Origin of the sequence: Nocardia coffeae (assembly GCF_019890715.1) — a bacterium.
Taxonomy (GTDB): domain Bacteria; phylum Actinomycetota; class Actinomycetes; order Mycobacteriales; family Mycobacteriaceae; genus Nocardia; species Nocardia jiangxiensis.
The window spans coordinates 132,331-157,152 of record NZ_JAINZY010000013.1 but is presented as its reverse complement, the minus strand read 5'-3'; the positions used below and the strand labels follow the sequence as shown (position 1 = coordinate 157,152).

General features: G+C 68.4%; 23 protein-coding genes. 9 read left to right on the top strand and 14 right to left on the bottom strand.

Going from position 1 to position 24,822, the window contains the following annotated elements:
• Positions 1-84 precede the first annotated feature (84 nt).
• Positions 85-867, bottom strand: coding sequence for an IclR family transcriptional regulator (locus K7711_RS35895; RefSeq protein WP_222975331.1), 783 nt, complete (start codon positions 865-867; stop codon positions 85-87).
• 64 nt (positions 868-931) lie between these two features.
• Between K7711_RS35895 and K7711_RS35890 the strand changes: the two genes are divergently transcribed.
• The 5 genes from K7711_RS35890 to K7711_RS35870 all read left to right on the top strand — a co-directional run bounded on the left by K7711_RS35890 (position 932) and on the right by K7711_RS35870 (position 6,431).
• The gene (locus tag K7711_RS35890; RefSeq protein WP_222975327.1) at positions 932-2,089 is read left to right on the top strand and encodes a cupin domain-containing protein; all 1,158 of its coding nucleotides are present in this window, start codon (positions 932-934) and stop codon (positions 2,087-2,089) included.
• Positions 2,086-2,916 carry a fumarylacetoacetate hydrolase family protein gene (locus K7711_RS35885; protein WP_222975325.1) on the top strand — a complete coding sequence of 277 codons (831 nt, stop codon included), beginning with the start codon at positions 2,086-2,088 and terminating at the stop codon, positions 2,914-2,916. Before K7711_RS35890 ends, K7711_RS35885 begins: the two co-directional genes overlap by 4 nt.
• Complete coding sequence (locus K7711_RS35880) at positions 2,913-3,539, top strand: maleylpyruvate isomerase N-terminal domain-containing protein (protein ID WP_222975323.1); 627 nt, start codon at positions 2,913-2,915, stop codon at positions 3,537-3,539. Before K7711_RS35885 ends, K7711_RS35880 begins: the two co-directional genes overlap by 4 nt.
• A 12-nt stretch (positions 3,540-3,551) precedes the next feature.
• Entirely contained in the window at positions 3,552-4,853 is a 1,302-nt protein-coding gene (locus K7711_RS35875; RefSeq protein ID WP_222975321.1) for an FAD-dependent oxidoreductase, read from the top strand.
• Between the two features lie 321 nt (positions 4,854-5,174).
• The gene (locus tag K7711_RS35870; protein ID WP_222975320.1) at positions 5,175-6,431 is read left to right on the top strand and encodes an acyltransferase; all 1,257 of its coding nucleotides are present in this window, start codon (positions 5,175-5,177) and stop codon (positions 6,429-6,431) included.
• Between the two features lie 72 nt (positions 6,432-6,503).
• Here the strand turns inward: K7711_RS35870 and K7711_RS35865 are convergent, their stop codons facing one another.
• The 10 genes from K7711_RS35865 to K7711_RS35820 all read right to left on the bottom strand — a co-directional run bounded on the left by K7711_RS35865 (position 6,504) and on the right by K7711_RS35820 (position 16,884).
• Positions 6,504-7,502 (bottom strand): alpha/beta hydrolase, encoded by a 999-nt coding sequence (locus K7711_RS35865; RefSeq protein WP_222975553.1) that lies wholly within the window; start codon positions 7,500-7,502, stop codon positions 6,504-6,506.
• 173 nt (positions 7,503-7,675) lie between these two features.
• Positions 7,676-8,437, bottom strand: coding sequence for an anti-sigma factor (locus K7711_RS35860; protein WP_222975318.1), 762 nt, complete (start codon positions 8,435-8,437; stop codon positions 7,676-7,678).
• Positions 8,430-9,092, bottom strand: a complete 663-nt coding sequence (gene sigK, locus K7711_RS35855) for an ECF RNA polymerase sigma factor SigK (protein WP_222975316.1) — start codon at positions 9,090-9,092, stop codon at positions 8,430-8,432. Before sigK ends, K7711_RS35860 begins: the two co-directional genes overlap by 8 nt.
• 128 nt (positions 9,093-9,220) lie before the next feature.
• The gene (locus K7711_RS35850) at positions 9,221-10,048 is read right to left on the bottom strand and encodes a DUF1295 domain-containing protein (RefSeq protein WP_222975314.1); all 828 of its coding nucleotides are present in this window, start codon (positions 10,046-10,048) and stop codon (positions 9,221-9,223) included.
• Positions 10,045-11,328 carry a class I SAM-dependent methyltransferase gene (locus K7711_RS35845; protein ID WP_222975312.1) on the bottom strand — a complete coding sequence of 428 codons (1,284 nt, stop codon included), beginning with the start codon at positions 11,326-11,328 and terminating at the stop codon, positions 10,045-10,047. Before K7711_RS35845 ends, K7711_RS35850 begins: the two co-directional genes overlap by 4 nt.
• The gene (locus K7711_RS35840) at positions 11,325-12,581 is read right to left on the bottom strand and encodes an SAM-dependent methyltransferase (protein ID WP_222975310.1); all 1,257 of its coding nucleotides are present in this window, start codon (positions 12,579-12,581) and stop codon (positions 11,325-11,327) included. The genes K7711_RS35845 and K7711_RS35840 overlap by 4 nt, the downstream gene beginning before the upstream one ends.
• A complete protein-coding gene (locus K7711_RS35835; protein ID WP_222975308.1) occupies positions 12,578-13,315 on the bottom strand; it encodes a DUF1365 domain-containing protein in 738 nt (245 codons plus the stop codon). Before K7711_RS35835 ends, K7711_RS35840 begins: the two co-directional genes overlap by 4 nt.
• Positions 13,312-14,628, bottom strand: coding sequence for an NAD(P)/FAD-dependent oxidoreductase (locus K7711_RS35830; protein ID WP_308015103.1), 1,317 nt, complete (start codon positions 14,626-14,628; stop codon positions 13,312-13,314). The genes K7711_RS35835 and K7711_RS35830 overlap by 4 nt, the downstream gene beginning before the upstream one ends.
• Positions 14,629-14,911: 283 nt before the next feature.
• Positions 14,912-15,829: an RNA polymerase sigma-70 factor gene (locus tag K7711_RS35825; RefSeq protein ID WP_222975306.1), complete on the bottom strand. Its 918-nt coding sequence runs from the start codon at positions 15,827-15,829 to the stop codon at positions 14,912-14,914.
• Positions 15,808-16,884: an NAD(P)/FAD-dependent oxidoreductase gene (locus K7711_RS35820; protein WP_222975305.1), complete on the bottom strand. Its 1,077-nt coding sequence runs from the start codon at positions 16,882-16,884 to the stop codon at positions 15,808-15,810. Before K7711_RS35820 ends, K7711_RS35825 begins: the two co-directional genes overlap by 22 nt.
• A 157-nt stretch (positions 16,885-17,041) precedes the next feature.
• Here K7711_RS35820 and K7711_RS35815 point away from each other — a divergent pair, with 157 nt between their 5' ends.
• The 4 genes from K7711_RS35815 (at position 17,042) to K7711_RS35800 (ending at position 20,663) form a co-directional block, all read left to right on the top strand.
• Entirely contained in the window at positions 17,042-18,559 is a 1,518-nt protein-coding gene (locus tag K7711_RS35815) for a DUF7782 domain-containing protein (RefSeq protein WP_222975304.1), read from the top strand.
• Positions 18,560-18,723: 164 nt separating this feature from the next.
• A complete protein-coding gene (locus K7711_RS35810) occupies positions 18,724-19,692 on the top strand; it encodes a sigma-70 family RNA polymerase sigma factor (RefSeq protein WP_040823752.1) in 969 nt (322 codons plus the stop codon).
• Positions 19,693-19,894: 202 nt separating this feature from the next.
• Entirely contained in the window at positions 19,895-20,182 is a 288-nt protein-coding gene (locus tag K7711_RS35805) for a DUF427 domain-containing protein (RefSeq protein ID WP_222975303.1), read from the top strand.
• A gap of 46 nt (positions 20,183-20,228) precedes the next feature.
• A complete protein-coding gene (locus K7711_RS35800; protein ID WP_222975302.1) occupies positions 20,229-20,663 on the top strand; it encodes a DUF8021 domain-containing protein in 435 nt (144 codons plus the stop codon).
• A gap of 179 nt (positions 20,664-20,842) precedes the next feature.
• On the opposite strand, the gene K7711_RS35795 is transcribed toward K7711_RS35800, so the two are convergent.
• From K7711_RS35795 to ppc, 3 genes are all read right to left on the bottom strand, one after another.
• The gene (locus tag K7711_RS35795) at positions 20,843-21,289 is read right to left on the bottom strand and encodes an SRPBCC family protein (RefSeq protein ID WP_222975301.1); all 447 of its coding nucleotides are present in this window, start codon (positions 21,287-21,289) and stop codon (positions 20,843-20,845) included.
• 2 nt (positions 21,290-21,291) lie between these two features.
• The gene (locus K7711_RS35790; protein ID WP_222975300.1) at positions 21,292-21,648 is read right to left on the bottom strand and encodes an ArsR/SmtB family transcription factor; all 357 of its coding nucleotides are present in this window, start codon (positions 21,646-21,648) and stop codon (positions 21,292-21,294) included.
• 290 nt (positions 21,649-21,938) lie between these two features.
• Positions 21,939-24,716, bottom strand: coding sequence for a phosphoenolpyruvate carboxylase (ppc, locus tag K7711_RS35785; RefSeq protein ID WP_222975549.1), 2,778 nt, complete (start codon positions 24,714-24,716; stop codon positions 21,939-21,941).
• Between the last annotated feature and the right edge of the window lie 106 nt (positions 24,717-24,822).

Here is a 24,822-nt window from a genome sequence, read left to right as displayed (position 1 = left end):
ACCTCGGGTCGGCAATCGGTAAGCCCATTGAAGTGACCGCATTCACATCGATCAAACACATGTTTTGCATGCCTGTACATGCACTCAGTGCATATTCTCTCGGCCGCCGCTCGCCTCGATGGCCCCGGCCGCCCGATGCAGCGTGGCCACGAGCGACGGCAGCCGATGCCGGTCGTAGCGGACGGTCGGCATCGAGATCGATAGACCGGCCAGCGCGGTGCCGTCGGCATCCCGGACCGGCACGCCGATCGCGACCACGCCGCGCTCGGACAGCCCGTTGTTGAGCGCGAATCCGGCCCGGCGAACCCGGGCGAGCTGGGCCCGCAGACTCGGCAGGTCGGGCTGTTCGTCCGGATGCTCGACATAGCGCTGCCCGGCGTACAGCTCGTCCACCTCGGCCGGGTCGAGGGCGGCGAGCAGCACCAGACCGGCGGTGGTGCGATGGGCCGGGAACACCATCCCCTCGCGCGAGCCCACCCGCAGCGCCTGCGCGCATTCGACACTCGCGATGAATCGCGTGGTATCCCCGGTGCGGATGGTCAGATTCGCCGACTCCCCCACGACGTCGACCAGTCGCTGCAGATGCGGCAGGGCCGCGGTCCGCAACCGAGAGGTCCGCGACTGCGAGTGCGTGGCGAGCTGGAGCACCGGCCCGGGGTGATAGACGCGCTGGTCGTCCTGGACCGCGAAGTCGCGGTAGACGAGCGTCTGCAACAGCCGGTGCGCCGTGGAACGCGCGACGCCCAGGCGCTCGGCGACCCGGCTCACCGTCAGCCCGCCCTCCAGCTGGAGCATCACCGCCGCCCGCAAGGCGTGATCGGCACTGGTCACCACGTACGCCGGTGGGGTCTTCGGTTCCGTGCTCATGACACCCCGTTCCGTTGTGCAGAATTTCGTGTTCTGCTGATGCTACGAGGATCAGGGTGGGAATATGAGCACGACCGACACCCCCGTCCATGTACCGGCGGTCGCAGCACCGAACCAGCCGGAGGTGACTCCCGCCCTCGAGGAGCTGTACCGCGGCTTCGAACAGGAGCTGCTCGTCCCGCTGTGGACGCAGATCGGCGACCTGATGCCGGAACGGCCGAATTCGCATGCGGCGCCGCACGTGTGGCGATGGCAGAACCTGCGGCGCCTGGCCGAACAGGCCGGTGAGATCGTCCCGGTGGGCCGCGGCGGTGAACGTCGCGCGATCGCGCTGGCGAATCCGGGCCTGGGCGGGCGGCCGTTCGCCACGCCGACGCTGTGGGCCGCGATCCAGTACCTGATGCCCGGCGAGGACGCCCCCGAACACCGGCACACCCAGCACGCGTTCCGCTTCGTGGTCGAGGGCTCGGGCGTGTGGACCGTCGTCGGCGGCACCGGCGATACGCCCGTGGGCGACGCGGTCCCGATGCGTCGCGGCGACTTCCTGCCGCAGGCGGGCTGGAACTGGCACGCGCACCACAACGCGACCACCGAGCCGATGGCCTGGATCGACGGGCTGGATATCCCGTTCCAGTACCTCGTCGAATCGCAGTTCTTCCAGTTCGGCCGCGAACAGATCGGCGATGCCGAGCGGATCACGCCGGAACGCTCACGCTCCGAACGACTCTGGGGTCATCCGGGCCTGCGGCCGCTGTCGGTGGGCACCGTCGGCCCCGGCTCGCCGCTGCTGGCCTACAAGTGGGAGCACACCGATGCCGCGCTGAGCGATCAGCTGCTGCTCGAACGGCAGGGCTACGGCGGCACCGTCGAGCCCGGCCATGCCGCGGTGCGATTCTCCAACCCGCACAACGGTTCCGACGTTCTGCCGACCCTGCGCGCGGAGTTCCACCGGGTCGCCCGCGGCGCGCAGACCGCTCCGGTTCGCGAGACCGGATCGTCGGTCTACCAAGTCTTCGACGGCTCGGGCACGATCCGCGTCGGCGATGCGAGCTGGTCGGTCACCCGCGGTGATCTGTTCGTCGTCCCCTCGTGGGAACCCTTCTCCGCCACCTCGGAAGCGGGCCGCACCGACTCCGATTCCGGCGCACTGGATCTGTTCCGTTTCTCGGACGCGCCCGTCTTCGAGGCGCTCCGGCTCGACCGTCAGGAGATCACCCGATGAAACTCGCCACCCTTCGCGTTGACGGCGGCACCCGCGCGGTCCGCCTCGACGGCGACGTCCTGGTCGATCTCGGCTACCCGGACCTCGGCGCGCTGCTGGCCCGGCAGGACTGGGCCGCGGTCGCCGCCGCGGCCACCGGCACGACCTGGCCGGTCCAGGACGCCGACCTCGCCCCGGTCGTACCCGATCCGTCCAAGGTGATCTGCGTCGGGCACAACTACACCAACCACATCGCCGAGATGGGCCGCGAGCTTCCCGAGTACCCGACGCTGTTCACGAAGTTCGCGGACACCCTCGTCGGCCCGAACGACCCGATCGCCAAACCCGCCGAGACCGACGCCCTGGACTGGGAGGTCGAACTGGTGGTCGTCATCGGCAAGCCGGTGCGCCGGGCGAGCCAGGACGAGGCCGCCGCGGCCATCGCGGGATTCACCGTGATGAACGACATCTCCGTGCGGGACTGGCAGTTCCGCACCGTCGAATGGTCCCAGGGCAAGATCTGGGACTCCTCCACCCCGGTCGGGCCCTACCTCGTGACACCCGACGAGGTCGGCGGCGTCCGCCCGGCGCTCGAGGTGACCACCCTCGTCGACGACCGGGTCATGCAGCGCGACGACACCGGCGCCCTGCTGTTCGACCCGGTCCACCTCGTCCGGTACATCTCCACGGTCATCCGGCTGAATCCGGGCGATCTGATCGCCACCGGCACCCCCGCCGGGGTGGGCCACGCCCGCGATCCCAAGGTGTATCTCACCGGCGGCGAGACCGTCGTGACGCAGATCGCGGGCCTGGGCCGGTGCACCAACCGGATCGTCGCGGAGTCATGACCATGTGCACGCACGCGGATGCGCTGCGCTGGGTCGCATTCGGGACGGCGCTGTTCACCGAACAGCTCGCCGCACTGGACGAGCGGGAGATGACGCTGCCGTGCGGCCTGCCCGGCTGGACTCGCAAACATCTCCTCGCGCACGTCGCCGCGAATGCGGACGCGCTCGGCCACCTGGTGCACTGGGCCGCGACCGGCGAGCCGACCCCGATGTACTCCTCCCCCGCCCAGCGCTCCGCCGATATCGAGTCGGGCGCAACACTTTCCGCGTCCGAACTCCGAACCTGGGTGCCCCGGTCGGCACAGCGCCTGACCGACGCCATGGCCGCCCTCACCGAGCCGCAATGGCACACCGAGGTCCGCACCGCGCAGGGCCGTGCGGTGCCGGCCACCGAGATTCCGTGGCTGCGGGCGCGCGAGGTGTGCGTGCACGCCGTCGACCTCGGCACCGGCGTGCGGTTCGCCGATCTGCCCGAGGAGTTCCTGACCGCGCTGGTGGCGGATATCAGCGCCAAACGCGAACTGCGCGCGATCCCGGACGGGCCGCTGCCCGAGGTCGCCGCCTACCTCGCCGGACGTTCCCACTCTCTCGCCGAGGTCCCCGACCTCGGCCCCTGGTTGTAAGGAGACCACCGCATGCGCACCCCGGACATCGCGAGCACACCCGACGTCGTCATCATCGGTGGCGGAATCGGCGGCCTGAGCACCGCCTTCGCGCTGGCCCGGCTCGGTCTTCGAATCCGAGTTCTGGAGCAGGCCAAGGAATTCGGCGAGGTCGGCGCGGGAATTCAGCTCGCACCCAACTGCACGCGCATCCTGCACGACTACGGCCTGCTGGATGCGGCGAAGACCCTGGGCGTCGTACCGGACCGGATGGTGATGCGCGACGCGGTCGACGGGCGGGAGCTGACCGCGCTGGATCTGCGTGACCTCGAACGACGCTACGGCTTCCCGTATCTGGTCATCCACCGCAGCGATCTGCACGCGCTGTTCCTGGACGCCTGCCGGAACACAGGCGTAGAACTGCTGACCGAGCAGCGGGTCATCTCGTACACCCAGGACGCCGACACAGCCACCGCAACGACGCAGGACGGCGTCGAGCACAGGGCGCCCGTCGTCATCGCCGCCGACGGACTGCACTCCGTGGCCCGCGCGATGTTCCTCGACGATCGGCCGGTGTCCTCGGCGTACGTCGCCTACCGCGGGACGCTGCCGGTCGCGCAGGCGGGCCGCCCGGTCGACCTGTCCGAGGTGGTCGTGCACGTGGGTCCGGGGTGCCATTTCGTGCACTACGGACTGCGCGGCGGAGATCTGCTGAATCAGGTCGCCGTCTTCGAATCCCCCAGGGCGCGAGCCGGACTCGACGACTGGGGCACTCCGGACGAACTCGACACCGCCTTCGAGGGAACCTGCGACACGGTGCAGCAGGGGTTGCCGCACATGTGGCGGGACAAGTGGTGGCGGATGTACGACCGCGACCCGATCAGCACCTGGGTCCAGGGCCGGATCGCCCTGCTCGGTGACGCCGCCCACCCCCCGCTGCAGTACATGGCCCAGGGCGCGATCATGGCGATCGAGGACGGCTGGGTGCTCGCCGAGCACGCGAAACGCCTGCGCGCGGCGGATCACACAGTCGACTGGTCCCGCACGCTCGCGGCCTATGCGGCGGTCCGTCCCGAACACTGCCGCCGGGTGGTACTGACCGCCCGCGCCTGGGGTGAACTGTGGCATCTGGACGGCATTCAGCGAGAGCGTCGCAACGTCCTGCTTCGCGCCCGCGCGGTACACGACTACTCGTTCATCGACTGGATCTACGGCCCGACCGCGCTGTTCCCCGAGGACGAACCGGCCATGTTCGAGCCCATCCCGCTCGCCTCCGCCGACCGAATTCACGCCGGGCGAGTCGCATCGGCCGATCACCGCGAACATGCGCTGTGAAGTGCGTCTAAACCTATTTTCCGGTGCTATCGAAAGTTAGCCCGAGCAACGATCGTGGTGTCCATCGTCACCGCGACACGTGTCCGATCGCCTGATGACCTGCTACGCTTCCGGCCGGAACCGACGGTAAATCCCGACAATCTCCCGGATGCCGTATCCGGTCGAGTCGTCGATGGCGCGAGACGGGGGCGCATCCGGAGTCCACTGGGCCACACCGTAATCGGCGCAGGTGTTTCGGAGATTGCGTGAAGGCGATTCACAGCGTCGAGTGACAGCATGAATCGCGGCCGAACAAGGGTCGGCGAGGAGACGAGGAGGCAGATGACGCAGGACGATCGCGGCACCGTGAACACTGCGACGCTCACGATCGCCGATCCGAGTCCGGAAGATCCGGAATCGGCACAGCCTCGAAAAACCAAGCGGCCGTACCTGTATCAGGTAGACCTGTTCCGGATCATGACCTTCGCGTGCGTCGTGTTGGATCACGTGACCAGCGGGGCGACCGTCCCGGACAATGTCGCGTCCAACGCGGTGCAGACGCTGTTGCACTTCACCCGCCTGGCGTTCTTCGCACTGACCGCCTTCGTGCTGGTCTATCAGTCCGCTCACAAACCGTTCTCCGCGCGCACCTTCTGGCGTCGGCGATTCATGCTGATCGGTATCCCGTACGTCGTCTGGTCGGTGTTCTACTGGGCCTATTCGATCTTCCTGGGAAATTTCCAGGAACCGGTCCTGCACGCGCTGTGGCGCCTGGTCATCGATATCGCGACCGGCGAGGCGTGGTATCAGATGTACTTCCTGCTGGTCACCATGCAGGTATATCTGCTGTTCCCGCTGCTGCTGAAGCTGCTGCGCGCGACCGAGGGGCACCACCGCTGGGTGCTGGCGGTCAGCGGGGCCCTGCAACTGGGCTTCCTGTACCTGGCCATGCATCCCCCTACGTTCACCGGATTCGCCGGCACGATCTGGGCGCACATCTACGCCGTGGTGTTCGCGTACCAGTTCTACGTGGTACTCGGCGCGGTCGCGGCCTGGCATCTGGCCGCTGTCGACCGAGCCGTGAAACGGTTCGGACCGCTGCTGGTCCTCGGCGCGGTCGTTGCCGGAGTTCTCTCGGTCTGGGACTTCCTGCGCTCCACCACGCGCGGGATGCCACCCTGGCAAGCCAGCAACATCTTCATGCCGCATCTGATCGTCTTCTTCATCCTGATCATCGCGACCCTCTACACGCTGGGCACATGGGGAACCGCGAATCAACAACCCGGCTCACTCAAGGCCAGGATGCTGTCCTACGGCTCGGATCGGTCGTTCGGGGTTTTCCTGTTGCATCCGTTCGCGTTGCAGCTGCTCGCTCCGTGGATCATCCCGATGGGCAATGCGATCGGCACGCTGTGGTGCACGGTGGTGGTGTACGTGGCGGTCATGGCGATGTCGCTGTTCGGGGCAGAGGTCACCCGCCGGGTGCCCGGCAGCATCTGGCTCAACGGACGTCCGATGGTGCGCACCGATTTCCGTGCCGTCTTCGGCCGCCGGACAGCCGGGGAAAGTCCCGCACCGGAGAAAACTCCCGCAGCCTAGCTCGACCGAATCGACCGAACGGACTGCTCCGACCGATACGAATCGGTCGGAGCAGTCCGTTTCTGGTGGATGTCAGCTGATCCGGCTGCCGATGGTCTGCGCCAGGAACGGCCAGGAGCGGTGCAGTTCGTCCTCCCAGTAGCCCCAGGAATGCGTGCCGTTGGGCCGATCATCCACTGTCACAGGGATGTTCAGCTGGTGCAGTCGGTTGGTCAGATTCACCGTGCAGTAGTGGATCGTCGCCTCGATCGGCCCGCCGAAGGCGATCTGCACCGGCAGCGGAATCCGGCCCTCGCGTACCCGGCGATCGTCCGGGGTGTCGTGCGGCGCGGCCGGAACGCCGTTGCCCGAGCTCAGATAGATGGCGGTTCCGCGCAGCCGATCGGCGTTCAGCAGCGGATCGTTCGCCCGCCACAGCGGTCCGCCGAGCGGACCCCACATGTTCTCCACGCTGCGTCCGCCACCCCAGTTCTCCACCGTGACCTTCACAGCCGCCTGCCCCACTGGATCGGAGGTCTGCGCGCAGCCGCTGTAGGAGGCCACACTCCGCCAGAAGCCCGGTTTGGCGATGGCCAGGTTCAGCACCGACGTGCCGCTCATCGACACCCCGGCCAGGGTGCGGTTGCCGTCGGCGCCGAGGAAGTGCTCGATGACCGGCGGCAGTTCGTCGTTCAGGAAGGTCTGCCACTTGTTGCGGCCCAGGACCGGATCATCGCGCACCCAGTCGGTGTAGTAGGAGCTGGCGCCACCGATCGGGTTCACCACGTTGACGTCCTTGCCGCGCAGGAAGTTCACCTCGTCGGTCTCGGTGTCCCACCCGCTCCCGTTCGGACCGCCCTGGGACCCGTTCAGCAGGTACATCGTCGGCCGCGGCCGACCGGTGTCCGCGGCACGGATCACCTGCAACACGACGGGTTTGTCCATCGCCGGGGAGAAGACGGTGACGTTCTGTACCCGGTCGCCCACGTCCTGCACCGAGACGATGCGGGCCTGCCCGGGTGACGCGCTCGCGGTACCGGCCGTCGCTGCCGGTACCGCGGCGGCCAGTACGACGGCGAGCAACCATCGCATCGGTGTCGTGGAGATCATTCGCGGTGCTCTCACTGTGCGGACCCTCTCGTACGCTCCGTATCGGCCAATTCGGATGCGCCACGAAATGTTCGGGACGCACCCGACATTCGCGAACGGCATCGCACGGGGGTTCGTGCAGCAGCCCGGCCGGGTTTGGTCGCCGTGCCCGGCGATCAGGTGAGAGGTACTCCGACGATCGGCTGGGTCGTCGGCGCGGGCGACCCACCGGCCGGTTCGACCGATACGGCCAGCTTCCCGGCGTCCCCGTACCGGACGAGCAGGGGTGCGCTGTTCGTCGGCAGCGTTCCCAGGACACCGCCCGAACTGATCCGGCCCGCCGGGGAGATCAACCAGAGTTGGTAGGTGTGGTTGCTGGGCGCGGGCGGCACAGCGGCGAAGGACACCGCCGCCGCGTCCAGCTCATGGGACGCACTGACGGTGATGGTGCCGCCGCCCGCCACCGCGACCGTGCTCGCGCGGGCGTCCGCGTGCTGCATGACCTGCTCCGCGGTGATCTCGCCGGTACCGTGGGAGTGGCTGCGGTACACCGCGATTCCCGCCCCGACACCCGCGAGGACCACCACGGCCGCGGCGGCCGCAGCGAGCCACCGGACCCGCCGGGAGCCGCGGGGACGAAGCGGCGTGACCGGCCGGGCCGGTGCTGGGTTCTCCGGGCGCTTCGAATCGGCCCCGGCGTCGAGAGCGGCCTGCAGCTTCGCCTCAAGATCGGGCGGCGCGGGAACCGCGTCGACGATCGTCAGCGCCGCCAACGTCTCGCGCAACTCGTGCACCTCGGCCCGGAACGCCGCGGCGCCGGCCTCGTCGGCGTGTTCGAGCCGACGCTCCACCGCGATGCGGTCCTCGTCGGACAGCGCGTCCAATGCGTACGGGTGGGCGAGATCCAGCAGATCGTCGTCGGGTCGGCTCTCAGGCATCGGCCACCGATCCTGTCAAACAGGTGCGCAACCGCTTCAGACCGTCCCGGATACGGGTTTTCACGGTATTCAACGGAATACCCAGATGGTCGGCGACCTCCGCGTAGGTCCGCCCGCCGTAGTAGGCCAGGGCGACCGTCTCACGCTGGGTGTCGGTGAGCGTACCGAGACATTCCACGACCGCCCGCTCGTCCGAGCGCTGACCGACCGTCTCGGCGACGATATCGTGATCGCGACCCAGCGCACGCTGTCCATAGGCGAGATCCCTTGTGGTAGCCGAGGATTCGACCCGCACCCGATCGACCGCGCGTCGATGGGTGAGCATCATCAGCCATCCGATCGGACTGGACAGCGCGGGGTCGTACCGCGCGGCGTCGTTCCACACGTACAGGTAGATCTCCTGGGTGATCTCCTCCGCGGCGGTGGGCCGCCGCAGGATTCGCAGCGCCAGCCCGAACACGCGATCGTGCGTCGAACGATAGAGCTGGGTGAACGCGTCCCGGTCGCCACCCGCGATGCCCCGCAGCAACTCGGCGAGCCGACGCGCGATCTCCGGATCCGCGGCCGGCCGGTTCACCGGGCAACTCGCCGACCGGGTGTCGTCCGCATTCCCGCGGTCGTCACCGACCGAAGAGATGCGACGTTCATCCGCCATAGCGATGTGTCTCCATACGTAGAGGTACCCCGGTGACGGCTCAGGTCCGGACAGCGCAGACGGACCGGTGCGCCGATCCATCCCGAGGTCGAACACTACTCCCTGACGTAACCGAGTTCGCGGGACTGTCATCCGAACGTCGAGCCGTCCGCGCGGGCCGCTCCACCCGACCCGGGATCTCGCCGGGGCGGGCGCGGAAAGAAATAGGCGGTGCGTCGCTGATATTCGCGATATCCGGGCCGGTCCCCCATCGCCTGCTCGAGCAGCCGGGCGCCGGTGCCGAAGATCAGCAGATACGACATGATCAGCGGCGCGAACACGGTGAGCACACCCGGCCACGCGGCGGCCCCGATCAGCCACAACCCCCACCACACACAGAAGTCACCGAAGTAGTTCGGATGCCGCGTCCACGCCCACAGCCCATGGTCCATGACGCCGCGACGGTCCGGATCCGCCCGGAAGCGGGCCATCTGCCGGTCGCCCACCGCTTCGAAGAACAGCCCGACCGCCCACACCGGCACGCCCGCCGCGAGCGCGATCCACCCCGCGCCCCGCACCGGTCCGGACGCGGCCGCGACCTGGACCGGCAGCGACACGATCCATTGCGCCACACCCTGAGTCAGGAAGATCCGCGAGATCACCGCCCACGTCGAGCGGCCGTGCCGGTCGAGCAGCTGCGCATACCGGGGATCCTCGCCGTGCCCGGCGGTGCGGCGCTGGATGTACCAGCCCAGGCGCAGTCCCCACACCGCCACAAGCACCAGCATCAGCACCCGCCGCGCGAGCGGACCGTCACCGAGCAGCGCGGCGACCGCCGCGACGAGCACGAAACCCGGACCCCACACCACGTCCACGACGTTGTACCGCCGCACCCGGCGAGCCACGGCGAACGTCGTGCCTTGCAGAACTGCCAGCGCGATCGCCGACCACAACAGAACTTCGGGTAGCGAACTCATGGCGCGAGCACCGCCCGATCCGGCGCGTCGCACACCGCGCGCACCGTCGCCGGACGTTGCGCGAGAATCTGATCCACGCCCATGCGGCCCTGTTCGAATGCGAGGGCGCCACCTGCCAGATACAACCGCCACGTCCGCGCGCCCTCGGGACCCAGCAGCGCCTCGGCCTCGTCCCAGCGCTCCTCGAGCCGCCGCATCCAGGCGTGCGCGGTCCACACGTAGTGCTCGCGCATCGCCTGGACCCCACGCACTTCCAGCCCGGCGTCCTCCAGCCGGGCGACGGTGTCGCCGACCGGTCGCATGGCCATATCGGGTGCGATGAAGGATTCGATGAACGGCCCACCGCCGCGATGACGGCCACGCCGCGACATCTGCTGGATCAGGACCGGCGCGCCGGGCGCGGCGGCATCGTGCAGCGCGTGGGCGTAGCGCGGGTAATTGCGTTCTCCCACATGCTCGCCCATCTCCAGCGAGGCCACCGCGTCGAAGCCGGTTTCGGTGAGGTCGCGGTAGTCCAGCAGGCGCACCCGGACCAGATCTCCCAGTCCGCGATCGGCGATGCGGGCCTCGAGGTAGTCCCGCTGCGCCTGCGCGATCGTGACGGCCAGCACCTGCGCCCCGTAGTTCTCGGCTGCGTGCAGGCTCAGCGAACCCCAGCCGCAGCCCACGTCCAGAAGCCGTGCGCCGGGCCGTAATTCGAGCTTGTCGCAGACCAGGTCGAGTTTGTCCCGCTGCGCCTCGACGAGGCCGTAATCCGGATCGTCCGGCGTGCCCGGGACACCGCGGGTGAAGTAGGCGCAGGAGTACGCCATCGCGGGATCCAGTAGCAGCGAATAGAATTCGTTCGAGCTGTCGTAGTGGTGGCTGATCGCGGCTCGATCACGCTCCGGCACGTTGCGGCGGCCACGCAGCCGGGCCTGGGTGGCGGGTGCGGGCAGCGGTGCGCCGAGCGCGCCGGCCCGCGCGACCACCACGGCCAGGCGCAGCACATCGCGCACGCGCACGCCCGGAATCCGGCGTTCGGCCACGGTTCGCCAAGCGATGCTCAACGCCTCGGTCAGATCCCCCTCGACGTCGAGCTCGCCGGTCACATACGCCTGGGCAGCGCCGAGTTCGCCCGGGTGCCACAGGATTCGGCGCAACGCTCGCGGACTCTCCAGCATCACGCGGGGTGCGTCGACGGGCCCGGCGACACTGCCGTCCCAGGCGTGCAGACGCACCGGCAGTGGGCCGCGCAGCAGCGGGCGCAGGGCGGATTCGAGATGAGCGGCGACGGTCACGGTTGCTCCTCGGGCCGGTCGAGAACGATCTGCTGGACGTCGAGGTATCCGGAACGGAATCCGGCCTCGGAATAGGCGAGATAGAAGTGCCACACGCGCCGGAACGTGCTGTCGAATCCGAGTGCGGTCGCCTCGGTGGCGTGTGCGTCGAAACGCTCGCGCCACAGTCGCAGCGTCTGCGCGTAGTGCGCGCCGAACTCGTCCCGCGCACATACCCGCAAGCCGGATCGGCGGGCGAGGCGCTCGATCGCCTCGACCGACGGCAGGAACCCCCCGGGGAAGATGTACTTCTGAATCCACGTGTAGGTGGTGCGGGTCGCGAGCATGCGATCGTGCGGCATGGTGATGGCCTGCAGGCCGATTCGCCCGCCCGGGGTCAGCCGCTCGTACAGGGTGTCGAAATACACCGGCCAGTACCGGTATCCGACGGCCTCGATCATCTCCACCGAGACGATCGCGTCGTATTCACCGCCCACCTCCCGGTAGTCGCACAGGTCGATGCGGACCGAGTCGGCGAATCCCGCCTCCGCGACGCGCCTGCGGGCCAGGTCCAGTTGCCGGGTCGACAACGTCACCGAATGCACATCGGCGCCGCGCGCGGCGGCGCGCAGGCACAATTCGCCCCAGCCGGTACCGATTTCGAGCACCCGGCTACCCGCGCGCACCCCGGCGGCGTCGAGCAGCCGATCGATCTTGCGGCGTTGCGCGGCGGCCAGCAGATCCCAGGATGCGGCGTCCGGGTCCTCGAACAGTGCCGCGGAGTACGTCATCGTCTCGTCGAGGAAGAGGCGGAACAGGTCGTTGGACAGGTCATAGTGATGTTCGATATTGCCGCGCGCATTGGCCGTCGTACCGAGCTCGGCCGCGGGCGGACGGGGCAGCACACGCCGGAAACGTTGCAGCACAGCGGGAATCAGCCGGGTCAAACGGACGGCGAGCACCGTGAGAACCGCCGCGGGCTCCGGGGCGGTCCACTCCCCCGCGGTGTAGGACTCGCCGAATCCGATCAGGCCCTGGCCGCCCAACCGCGCGAAGAAGGCCGCCGGATCGCGAATGATCATGCGCGGCACCGGTTCTCCGTCGGAGTCGGCGCCGAGCACGACACCGTCCGGGAATTCGACCCGCAGCGGCAGTCCGGCCACCGCGCGCCGGAACAGTTGTGCCGCCACCCGGGCCCGCAGCCGCGAATGCCGCCCGGTGGGCACGGCAGGCAGCAGATCCGCGCCGGGAGTGTCGAGGCAGGGACTGGTCACGAGAGATTCCTCCGATACGAAGGGGTGTGCGGCCGTGGCAGGACCGGCACTCCCCGAAGCCACAACGCGATGCCCTGGCGCCGGATGCGAATCGCGGTCAGCCACGGCGAGAACGGGGTGCGCAGGTGCGCGCGCAGTACCGTGCCGGTCGTCACCGGCACGCGATGGCCGGTCACCGAGGCCAGGAACGGTGGTTGCCCGTCCCGCGACAGCACGATCCGCAGCGACAACGCCTCGTCGGGTTCGGGCAGCCGCACCGAATAGCGGCCCTCGACCCGATTGAACGGCGAGACGTGGAACTGTTTGTCGATCTCGGCACGGGCGCGGTCGTCGGCCTCCAGAACGTAGGCGTGCCGTTCGCCGTAGGTGTTGTGCACCTCGGCGATCACACACCGCAGCCGCCGATCCGGCCCGTGACACCAGAACACGGTCAGCGGATCGAAGACATACCCGAGCACCCGGGCGTTCATCAGCGCGGTGATCGGCCCACCCGCGCAGTCGATGCCGTGCTCGGCCAGGAGATCCTCGACGCGAGCGCGCAGTGTCGCGCCAGGACCTCGCAGGTGATCCGCGGCGCGGAAATATGCGAAGGGCCGCAGTGGAATCGGCAGACGCGGCGGGTCGTCCAGATCGAAGAACCAGCTGTACCCGCGATAGCCGAATTCGTGGCGTACGGGCGCCCTGCGCGCGTGATGTATCCGCGTGAAGTACAGCTGCGGTCCGAAGGTTGTCATCGCACGCCCACCCGCTGCGATTCGGACTCTCCCGGCCGCGTCCACCGTCCGCCGATGCGCTCGGCGGCGCGCAGGCCCGAGCGGGCGCCGTCCTCGTGGAACCCCCACCCGTGATATGCCCCGGCAAAGGCCAGTCGGTCGGTGTCCAGCTCCGGGAGACGGCGTTGTGCCGCAACGGATTCGGGGGTGTAGATCGGATGCTCGTAGGTCATCTCGGCGATCACCCGGCCGGGATCGACCAGTCCCGCCCCGCCCAGGGTGACCAGGAATCTGCGGTCGGCGACATCGTCCAGCCGCATCAACCGGGTGATGTCGTAGGTGACGATCACCCCCGCTGCGCCCGCGTTCCCGCGCGGCACCAGATAGTTCCAGGACGCGCGGGCCCGCCGCGCGCGAGGCAGCAGGGACTCGTCGGTGTGCAACTGTGCGTGATTCACCGAGTACGGCATGGCGCCGAGTACCGAGCGGGCCGCAGGACTCGGCGCATCCAGCATCGCCAGCGCCTGCCGGGGGTGGGTGGCGACGACGACCGCGTCGAAACGACGCGCGCCCGCGGAATCGGTCACGATCACCCCGTCGGGCTGCTCGGCTACCGTGAATACCGGAGTGCCGGTGCGGATCTCTTCGAGCCGAGCAGCGACCTTCGCCACATACCGTGCGGATCCGCCCACCACGGTGCGCCAGACCGGCGAGCCGTACACAGTCAGCATGCCGTGATGCTCGAGGAAACGGAACAGATACTGCGCCGGGTACTGCGCACACAACCGCGGATCACACGACCAGACCGCGGCCACCAGCGGCGTCAGGAAGTATTCGGTGAAGTATCGGCCGAACCCGTGCCGCCGCAGGAATTCCGCAAGCGTGAGCTCGGCATCGTTGCGCTGCAACAGCTCCCGTGCGGCCCGATGAAACCGGGGCACCTCCCGCAGCATGTGCAGATAGCGCGGGTCGGCGACCGTGCGAGGTCGGGCGAACAGTCCCGCAAGCCCTTTGGCCCCGGCGTATTCCAGCCCGGCGTCGTCCGCGCGCACCGACATCGACATATCCGTCTCGCGGGTCTGCACACCCAGTTCCTCGAACAGCCGCAGCAGTGTCGGATAGGTGCGGTCGTTGTGCACGATGAACCCGGAGTCGACGCACACCCGCTGTCCGGGCGCGAGGTCCACCTCGTGGGTGTGCGCATGGCCGCCGAGTCGATCGTCCCGCTCGTACAGGGTCACCCGGTCGCGGCGGGCGAGCACATGGGCCGCGGTCAGACCCGCGACCCCACTGCCGATCACCGCGATATCGCGACGGCTCGGGTATTCAGGCACCACGGCCCCGTTCCGGGCAGCACGCCGGTCCCGAGGGCGTGAATGTCTCTGCAGGTGACGCGGTATCACAAGTCGGTCGCATACCTCGAGTTCGACATGCGACCGGATCCAGTTTGGCCTTGCGAGAGAATTTTTTCCGGTCACCGGCCGAGGGGTTCGAGGGTGTGGATCTCGGCCGGTGACACGGAAAACGGCGCGGCTGGGTGCCGCTCCGAGCACCCCATCGCGAGGATGGGGACACCCGGAGTTCGCACAGGTCCCCGCCCCGGTTTGGTCTCCGTGCCTACGAGTTCACGATCATTCCCAGCTTCTCCGGATTACGGACGCAGTAGACCGCCGTGACGAGACCGCCGCGCACCTCGATGGAGGTCACCTGGTCCAGTACGCCGTCGATCGAGGCAGCCACGGCCGGCATCCCGTTGTAGACCGCGAAGCGGATGTCCAATTCGCCCATCCGCTGCCCCTTGGTCATCAGCCCGATCAACAGGCGAGCCACCTTGTCCGGACCGTGCACCGGGCACCGCGCCGCGTTGACGACGCCGCCACCGTCGGCGAGGAAGACCACGTCGGGTGCGAGGACGTCCATCAGGGACTGCACGTTGCCGGTGGCGGCGGCGATCGAGAACCGTTCGGCGACCGAGGCGGCGTCGGCGGGGACCGCGACCGCGCCGTACACCGATTCGCGCCGGGCGCGAACGTGCTCGCGGGCACGCTGATTCACCTGCCGCACAGCGGGTTCGGATCTGCCGACCGCGGAAGCGATTTCGGCATAGCCGAATTCGAACACCTCCCGCAGGACGAACACCGCGCGTTGCAGTGGGGTGAGCGTCTCGAGGATCAGCAGCATCGCGGTGGTGACCGCCTCACCGCTGAGCACGTGCCGGATGCCCTCGGGCGGATCCTGCCCGCCCGCGGCCAGCGGTTCGGGCAGCCACGGGCCCACATAGCTCTCCCGGCGGCGAGCCGCGGAACGCAACGCCGTCATCGCCTGCCGGGTGACGACCTGCGCGAGATAGGCCCGCGGATTGCCGATCCCGGTGAGATCGGCCGTGCGCCAGCGCAGATAGCTGTCCTGCAGGACGTCCTCCGCGTCGCCGACCGAGCCGAGGATCTCGTAGGCGATCGAGAACAGCAGGGGGCGATGCGCGGTGAACTCCGCGTCCGCATCCAGCGGCGAACTCACTTCGGTCCCGGCAGCCATGCGTAATTCGCCGTCCGCGAACCGTATTTCGCGAAACGGCAGATGCTCTCCTTGATGACCGCGCCGGTTCGTCCGGCCAGGAACATCCGGCGCGGCGAATCGTCGCGGCGGCCGACCTGGATCACCGCGTCGCGGCGACCCAGGCTCAGGCCCTGACCGCTGTAGCCCATGGAATACGGCCGCGGTGCGCGTCCGGCCACCAGTCGGGCCAGCGTGTTCGCGGCGTGTGCGCCCTGCGGTTCGGCTGTGGCACAGGCCAATCGCGCACCCGGAACCGCCGCACAGTCACCGATCACGAAGATGCGCGAATCGTCCACGCTTCGAAGGTAGTCGTCCACGACCGCGCGGCCGTCCGGGCGGACGGTCAACCCGCTGCGCGCCGCCAGATCGGGCACATCGGCCACGATCGCCCACAGCGTCAGAGCCGAGGCGAGTTCCACGCCCGAGCGCAGCGCGACGGCGTCCTCGCGAACCTTCTCGACGGCGTCCTCGACGATGTCCACGCCGAGGCGTGCCAACCCCGTACGCACCCGACGTCGCGCGCCTTCGGACAGACTCGCCCCGATCGTCGGTCCCACCAGGCGCACACGCAGATCGGGCCGGGCCTCGGCGACCTCGGCGGCGGTCTCGATACCGGTCAGCCCGCCGCCGACGACGGTCACCGATCCTCCGGCGGTGAGCCCGATCAGTCTCGTCCGCGCGGTCCGCGCGCCCTCCCACGTCCCCACCGCGATCGCGCCAGGCGGCGGTTCGACGGTGCTGCCGACGGCCAGGAACAGATGGTCGAAGGCGATATCCGCGCCGTCGTCCAGTCGCACGCTGCCGTCGCCGATCTTGTCGACGGTGCCGATCCGGGTCTCGATTTCGGGGCGCAGCATCTCGGTGAGCGGCGTCGCGGCCGCTCCCGAACCGGCGATCTGCTGATGCAGCCGCACCCGCTCGACGAATTCCGGCCGCGGATTGATCACCGTGATCTCGGCGTCGGCGACCTTGCGCGCGAGCCGATTCGCCGCGATCGTGCCCGCATATCCGGCACCTATCACCAGGACCTTCATCTCCAGCCTCCTGTCATCGACGGGTCGTAGATGAGATGCCGGTCGGCGCAGATCTGTGATGGGCCTCGGTCGTGACATACATCACCCACCGTGAACCCGCTGGTCACTCGGCCCCACCACCAGGTGTTCGACGGCGATCCTGGCAGAGTTGCCAGTCATGCCCCCGAACCCGACGACCGTCGTCTCACCGCTGGCCGCGCTGGCACCCGATCTGCGCACCGCGCTCACTCGCGCCCGCTACGACGCGGACACCCTGCTCGAGGTGCTCGGCGACGACGCGCACACCGCCCTGGGCCGGTCGGAGCCGGTGCCGGTGCGCCGCGCGGTCCGCGATGCGGGCGAGCTGGGCACGCTGGTCCGTCTGCTGTTGCTCGGCGATCCGGAACCCGAACGCGAGGTCGCGGCCGCGCTCGCACCGCTGGATCTGGACCGCGCGGTGGCCGCCGGACTGCTCGAGCGGGACGGCGACAACGTGCGGGCCGCCCTCGACCTGCGCCCGCTGGACCTCGGCGGCGGAACCCGCTGGGTGCTCTCGGATCTGGACGATTCGGTCCGGCGCCGCACCCTGAGCGCCGATCACGTCCTGGGCGTCGGCCAGGCGTCGCTGTCGCTGCTGCGCGCCACCCCGACCGATCCGGTCGACTCGGTCCTGGATCTGGGCACCGGATGCGGCGTGCAGGCGGTGCACGCGGCCGGATACGCGCGCACGGTGACCGGTACCGACGTCAGCGCGCGAGCGCTGTGGCTGGCCCAGGCCACGGCCGCGCTCGACGGACTGGATATCGAACTGCTGCAGGGCAGCTGGTTCGAACCGGTCGCCGGACGCCGCTTCGACCAGGTGGTCGCCAATCCCCCGTTCGTGGTCGGTCCCGCCCGGGTGGAACACACCTATCGCGATTCGGGTCTGGCCCTGGACGGCGCCAGCGAACTGGTCGTCTCGCGAGCGCCCGAACTGCTCGCACCGGGCGGCACCGCGGCCATGCTGGCCTCCTGGGTGCATCGCAGTGGTGCGGACTGGCGCGCCCGGGTGTCCTCGTGGCTGCCCGATCACGGCGTGGACGCCTGGATCGTGCAGCGCGACGTCGCCGATCCCGCCCTCTACGTGGGGACCTGGCTGCGCGACGCCGGTCTGGATCCGCGCGATCGCGACGCCCAGGAACGTGCCCAGGCATGGCTGGACGCCTTCGAGGACGCCGACGTCGAGGGCATCGGGTTCGGCTTCGTCTATCTGCGCGCGATCGACGGACCGACCGAACTGCTCGCCGAGGACCTCACGCACGGTTTCGACGATCCGCTCGGCCCCGAGGCCAGCGCCTACTTCGAACGTTCGGCGTGGTTGCGTGCGGTGGCGGCGGATCCGGATCTGGCCTGGTCCGCGCGTTTCGGGGTGGATGCGGCGACCGCGCTCGAGCGGGTCTACCTCGCCGGGCCGGACGGCTGGGAGCAGCAGGTCGCGCGGCTGCATCGCGGGAACGGTCCGCGCTGGCAGCACGAGGTGGACGACTCCACCGCCGCCCTGCTCGCGGGAATGCGGGTCGACGGCCTGCCGTTACACGAACTGATCGATCTGCTAGCGGTCGGTCACACCGGCGCGGAGGCGACAGCCGAATTCCGTGCCACCGCACTGACGATCGTCACCGGATTGGTTCGGCACGGCCTGATCTTCCCGGCGTGATCCGTCACCCCCGCGGCGTTCCCCGGCTGGTTCCTTCTTAGGAACTTCTCAGATGGGTACGGAGAAAGCCGCAGCTCAGCACGGTTTATCGCAGGGGTGGCGGGGAACTTTCCCAGTGTCGGGTCCGTTGATCGGAGTGAGACACCACCGACAGGAGGCAAGTCATGACAAGCCCCGCCACCACTGGGCTGCGCGCCAGCGATCAGGACCTCGACGCCACGAGCCCCGCAGCCGACCTGGTACGCGTGTACCTGAATGGGATCGGCAAGACTGCGCTGCTCACGGCCGCCGACGAGGTCGAGCTGGCCAAGCGCATCGAGGCGGGCCTCTACGCCCAACACCTGTTGGAGACCGGTAAGCGGATGGCCGCCACCCGCAAGCGCGACCTCGCGGTTCTGGTCCGGGACGGCCAGGCCGCCCGCCAGCACCTGCTCGAGGCCAACCTGCGCCTGGTGGTTTCGCTGGCCAAGCGCTACACCGGTCGCGGCATGCCGCTGCTGGACCTGATCCAGGAGGGCAACCTGGGTCTCATCCGGGCGATGGAGAAGTTCGACTACGCCAAGGGATTCAAGTTCTCCACCTACGCCACCTGGTGGATCCGGCAGGCCATCACCCGCGGTATGGCCGATCAGAGCCGCACCATCCGGCTGCCCGTCCACCTGGTCGAGCAGGTCAACAAGCTCGCTCGGATCAAGCGCGAACTGCATCAGCAGCTCGGCCGCGAGGCCACCGACGAGGAACTGGCCAACGAATCGGGCATTCCGGTCGAGAAGATCGCCGATCTGCTGGACCACAGCCGCGATCCGGTAAGCCTGGACATGCCCGTCGGCAACGACGAGGAGGCTCCCCTCGGTGATTTCATCGAGGATTCCGAGGCCACCTCCGCCGAGAGCGCCGTCATCGCCGGGATCATGCACAACGACGTCCGCAGCGTGCTGGCCACCCTGGACGAGCGTGAGCAGCAGGTCATCCGTCTGCGCTTCGGCCTGGACGACGGTCAGCCCCGCACCCTGGACCAGATCGGCAAGTTGTTCGGCCTGTCCCGCGAGCGCGTTCGGCAGATCGAGCGCGAGGTGATGGCCAAGCTCCGCAAGGGTGAGCGGGCCGACCGCCTGCGCGCCTACGCCAGCTAGATCCCCCCAGACGCTGGGCCGTCCGGAATCCGGCCCAGCTCCACCGCGGTGACCGGCCCCGATCCGGTCACCCGAAGCGCCGGTCGGCGACGCGCGTCCCACCCCTCCGGGTACTTGCGCGAACCGGCCGGCGCTGTAATCGCCGATCGGTTGAAACAAAAGATCGGTTGAATTGATGATCGGTTGCGGCACAATGGGTTCCATGACCAAAGCCATCTGGAACGGACAGCAACTCGCCGACAGCGACGCCACCATCGTGGTCGAGGGCAACCACTACTTCCCGCCCGATTCGATCGATCGGCAGTTCTTCGAGGCATCCGAGAAGCACACCATCTGCGGATGGAAGGGCGAGGCCAGCTACTACACGGTCGCGGTCGATGGCACGAAGAACCCCGACGCGGCCTGGTACTACCCCGAGCCACTCCCCGCAGCCGAGAACATCAAAAACTACGTCGCATTCTGGCGCGGTGTCGAGGTGCGCGAGAGCTGAGCGATCTCGGCTGTTCCAGCGCGGCACGATCTCCTACGATCACTCCATGCAATTGAAACGGGTTTCAATTCTGGCGCTGCCGCTGCTGGCCGCACTGGCCACCGCGCCGAGCGCCACCGCCGCACCTGCCAACCAGCGCGAGACGATCGCGATGGCCTACCTCGACGCGCTGACCTCGCACAATGCCGCCGACGTGCCGTTCGCACCCGACTGCACGCGGGTGGAGGCCGGTATCCAGACCGGCTACTCCGGCCCGCAACTCACGCACGATCTGGACAGCGGCCCGCAGTATCAGCTCGTTCAGCGCATCTACGACGTCCGGCTGAGCACTGCGGGCAATGTGGTGACCGCGCGATACCACCTGGATTCGGGTCTGGCCGGGCAGCGCCTGGTCACGGTCGACATTACCGAGACCTTCGATATCCCGGACGGAACGATCCACCGCATCGTTGCCGATATCGTCCCGGTGTCGGGGTCCTGAACGCTTAGCCCTGCCTCACCCGCAACCGCTCCCGGGCACGACAAATCGCGCAGGTGAAGTGCCGCCGCGGCCGAGGATCGTCCGATCGCGAGGATGCGGCGCACCGAGACCGCGCGCTCGCACATGCGCGCGAGCGGACAGGACGATCCCGGGCCATCGTCATCGCTCGGCTCCGGTACTCAATTCGCTTCGGCGAGCACGGTTTCCAGGCTGTCGAGCATGGCGGCCCAGCCTGGGCTCATGATGGAGCGGGCGCGTTGCATGAGCGGGTTGTCGGGGTCGAAGCCGCTGTGGCTGAACAGGATTCGGGTGCCGTGACCTTCCGGGCGCAATTGCCAGCTGATGATCCAGCCGGTCGGGGTGTCCATCTGCGCGTCGTTCCAGGTCATGCGGAGCAGTTCGGGCGCGGCGGCCTCGAGCACCTCGCCACGAATGTGGCCGGAAAAGTTCTGGCCGGGCATCGGGCGGGTCTTCATCTCGAAGATGTTGCCCGCCACCGGCTCGAAGCCGATCGGTTCCATCATCCACCGCGCCATCAGTTTCGGCGTGGTGAGCGCGCGCCACACCTTCTCGGGCGGGTGCGGGTAGTAGTGGTCCAGTTCTATCGCGGTGGCGGTGTCGCTCACGGTCACTCCTCGGTGTCATCGGGGTCGTCGGGCATGGCGTCGAGCACATCACCCAGGGCACTCAGCCGCGCACGCCAGTAGCGCTCGAACGGGCTCAGCCAGGTCTGCAACTCGTGCAATGGTTCGGGTTCGACGCGGTAGTAGCGATAGCGACCGCGCTTGTCCTCACCGACGAGCCCGCACTCACGCAGCACCCGCAGATGCTCGGACACGCTCGGCCGGGTCATCTCGAACCGCTCGGCGATGATCTGCACGGTCCGTTCACCGTCGAGCAGCATTTCCAGAATCTCCCGCCGGGTGGGGTTCGCCAGCGCCGCGAACACCCGATCCGCATTCGCATAATCGACCTGCTGAGCCATGCTCGCCACTATAGGTAGGTTATTTCCTACCTGTCAAACATAGGAAATAACCTACCTATCGGCATCCATGTAACACGGTTCGAGCCACTGACCGACGAAGCATCCGCAAACGTCGCCGACACCACGGATCACGCAGTGCGGCACAGGATTCCGATGCGGATCAGCACCGAAGTCCGTACTTTGCAGCGCGGCAAGGGATTACGCCGACATCGGCTGATCGCGCGATGATCCTCGGCACGTCCATCACGCATATCGCGGGCGAGCCGAGGGTGGCCGCCCGCGACGAGCCACTACCCCGAATTACGCAGCGCTGTGGCGAGGCCGTTCATCGTGAGCAGGATGCCGCGTTCGACGAGTTCGGAATCGTCTCCGGCGCGACGGCGGCGCAGCAGTTCGACCTGCATCTGGTTGAGCGGTTCGAGATAGGGGAAACGGTTGCGGATGGATTCGGCCAGGGCGGGGTTGTCGGCCAGCAGGTGGTCGCTGCCGGTGACGGCCGCGTGCATGCGAACGGTGCGGTCGAATTCGTCCCGGATCATGCCGAAGATGTTCTCGCGCAACGCCTCGTCCTCGACCAGTTCGGCATAGTGGGCGGCGATGTCCAGATCGGCCTTGGCCATCACCTGGGCGAGGTTCGACATGACCGTCCGGAAGAACGGCCAGCGGCGGTACAGATCGGCCAGGACCGCCATCCGCTCGGGGTCCTCGCCCGCCCACTGCTCGATCGCGGTGCCGGTGCCGTACCAGCCCGGCAGCATCACCCGCGACTGACTCCACGCCATCACCCACGGGATCGCCCGCAGATCGCCGACCGAGCTGGTCGGCTTGCGCGAGGCGGGGCGACTGCCCAGATTGAGATCTCCGACCTCGGCGATCGGCGTCGAGGCGCGGAAGTACTCCACGAAACCGGGCGTCTCGTGCACCAGCCGCGCATACGCCTGCCGGGCCAGCTCGGCGAGTTCGTCGAACAGCTCGTAGGCCGGTTCGGCGTCGGCCCCCAAGCCCTCCACATCCAGCAGCGTCGACTCCAACGTGCCCGCGACCAGCGCTTCCAGGTTGCGGTAGGCCGCGCCCTGCTCGGCGTACTTGGTGGAAATCACCTCCCCCTGTTCGGTGAGCCGCAGCGAACCGCGCACCGCCCCGGCCGGCTGCGCGAGGATGGCGTCGTAGCTGCGACCGCCGCCACGACCGACCGTGCCGCCACGACCGTGGAACAGCCGCAACCGAATTCCGGTCTTGCGCGCGGCCTCCACCAGATCCAGCTCGGCCCGGTACAGTGCCCAGTTCGCGGCCAGATATCCGCCGTCCTTGTTGGAATCGGAGTAACCGAGCATGACCTCCTGCCGCATACCCCGGGCGGCCACCAGCCGGTGATAAGCCGGAACCTCGAGCGCCGCGACCAGGGTCTGCGCACCCTGACGCAGATCCTCGATGGTCTCGAACAGCGGCACCACTCCCGCCGGACTGCTCGGCGGGGAGTTCGCATCGCCGGGATCGAGGATTCCTGCCTCCTTCAACAGCAACGCGGCCTCGAGCAGGTCGCTGACCGAGGTGCACATGCTGATGATGTAGTTGGGCACGGTGTCCGGTCCCAGATCGTCCAGAGCGGCCTTGGCCGCGCGCAGCACGCCCAGCTCCTTGGCGGCCAGATCGCTCAGCCGTGCACCCGGCCCCAGCAACGGGCGGCGGGTGCCGAGTTCCGCCGCCAGCAACTCCACGCGACGATCCTCGGGCAAGCTCGCATAATCGGCGTGAACTCCGGCCCAGGCCAGCAATTCGGCGACCACCTGCTCGTGCGTCTCGGAGTTCTGCCGCATATCCAGGCCCTGCAGATGGAATCCGAACGTCTCGACCGCACCGCGCAGCGCGGCCAGCCGGTCGTCGGCGAGCAGGCCGTCACCGGAGGCGCGCAGCGAAACGTCCACAACGGCCAGATCGTCCAGCAGATCCTGAGCGGTGGCATAGGGCTCCACCTCGACGCCGAGTACGTCGAGGTCGACGCCGTCGGCGGGGATCTCGCCCAGAGCGCGACGTGCGGTGGCGGTCAGCCGAATTCGGATGCCGCGCACGGCGCGGCGATACGGCTCGTCCGCGCGCTGCGGCGAATCGTCGAACGATGTCTCGGCCAGGCGGGCGAGATCATCGGTCACCGCCGCCAGGCGTGCCGACAACGACAGCGTCTTCTCCAGACCGACCAATTCGGTCAGATAGTGCCCGAGGGCAACCGCGCCGGCACGATGGGTGGCGCGGTGCACCACCTCGCCGGTGACGTTCGGATTGCCGTCCCGATCGCCGCCGATCCACGAGCCCGGACGCAGGATCGGGCGGCGTAGCAGCGAATACTCGGGCCAGCGGGTGCGCAGTGCGGCGCGCACATCGGCGTTGATCCGCGGCATCACCTCGAGCAGCGTCAGATCGTAGTAGCGCAGGCCGACCTCGATCTCGTCCTGGATCCGCAAGCGCGCCAGACGAATCAGCGCGCTGCGCCACAGGGTGAGCACCTGGCGGCGCAGTCCGGTCTCCAGTTCCGCGTACTGCGGTTCGCTCTCGGTGTAGCGCTGTCGCTGCCGCATCAGATCGGTGATGCGGGACTGCACGTCGAACACGGTCCGGCGGCGGGTCTCGGTCGGATGCGCGGTGATGACCGGTGACATCACCGCATCGTCGAGCAGATCGGCGACCAGCGCGCCGTCGGGGCGCGCGGCGTCGAGTTTGCGATAGGTGGCCGCGAGGCTGGACTCCTGCGGCGGCTCCCCGGCCGCCACGTGCACCGCGCGACGCCGGTCGCGTTGCAGATCCTCGGCCAGATTGGCCAGCAGCAGGAAGTGGCTGAACGCCCGGATCAACGGAAGCGCGGTACGAATATCGGTGTCGCGCACCATATCCGCGACCGCGCTGCGTTCCACCTCCGATCGCCGGACCCGGAACGCCTCGACCCGGACCCGTTCGATGAGATCGAAAACCTCGGGCCCTTCGTGACCTCTGATCGTCTCCCCCAGGATCGCTCCCAGGAAGCGGATATCGTCCCGCAGCGGCGCAGTGGCAGTTTCGATCTGATCTTCGCGCATGCGCTCCAGTATCGACCACTGCCCGACCGTCGCCACGTCGCCGGGCCCCGAGCATCGAACAATCACCATTACTGAGAAGATATCCTCACTTCCGAGTTACGCTCGT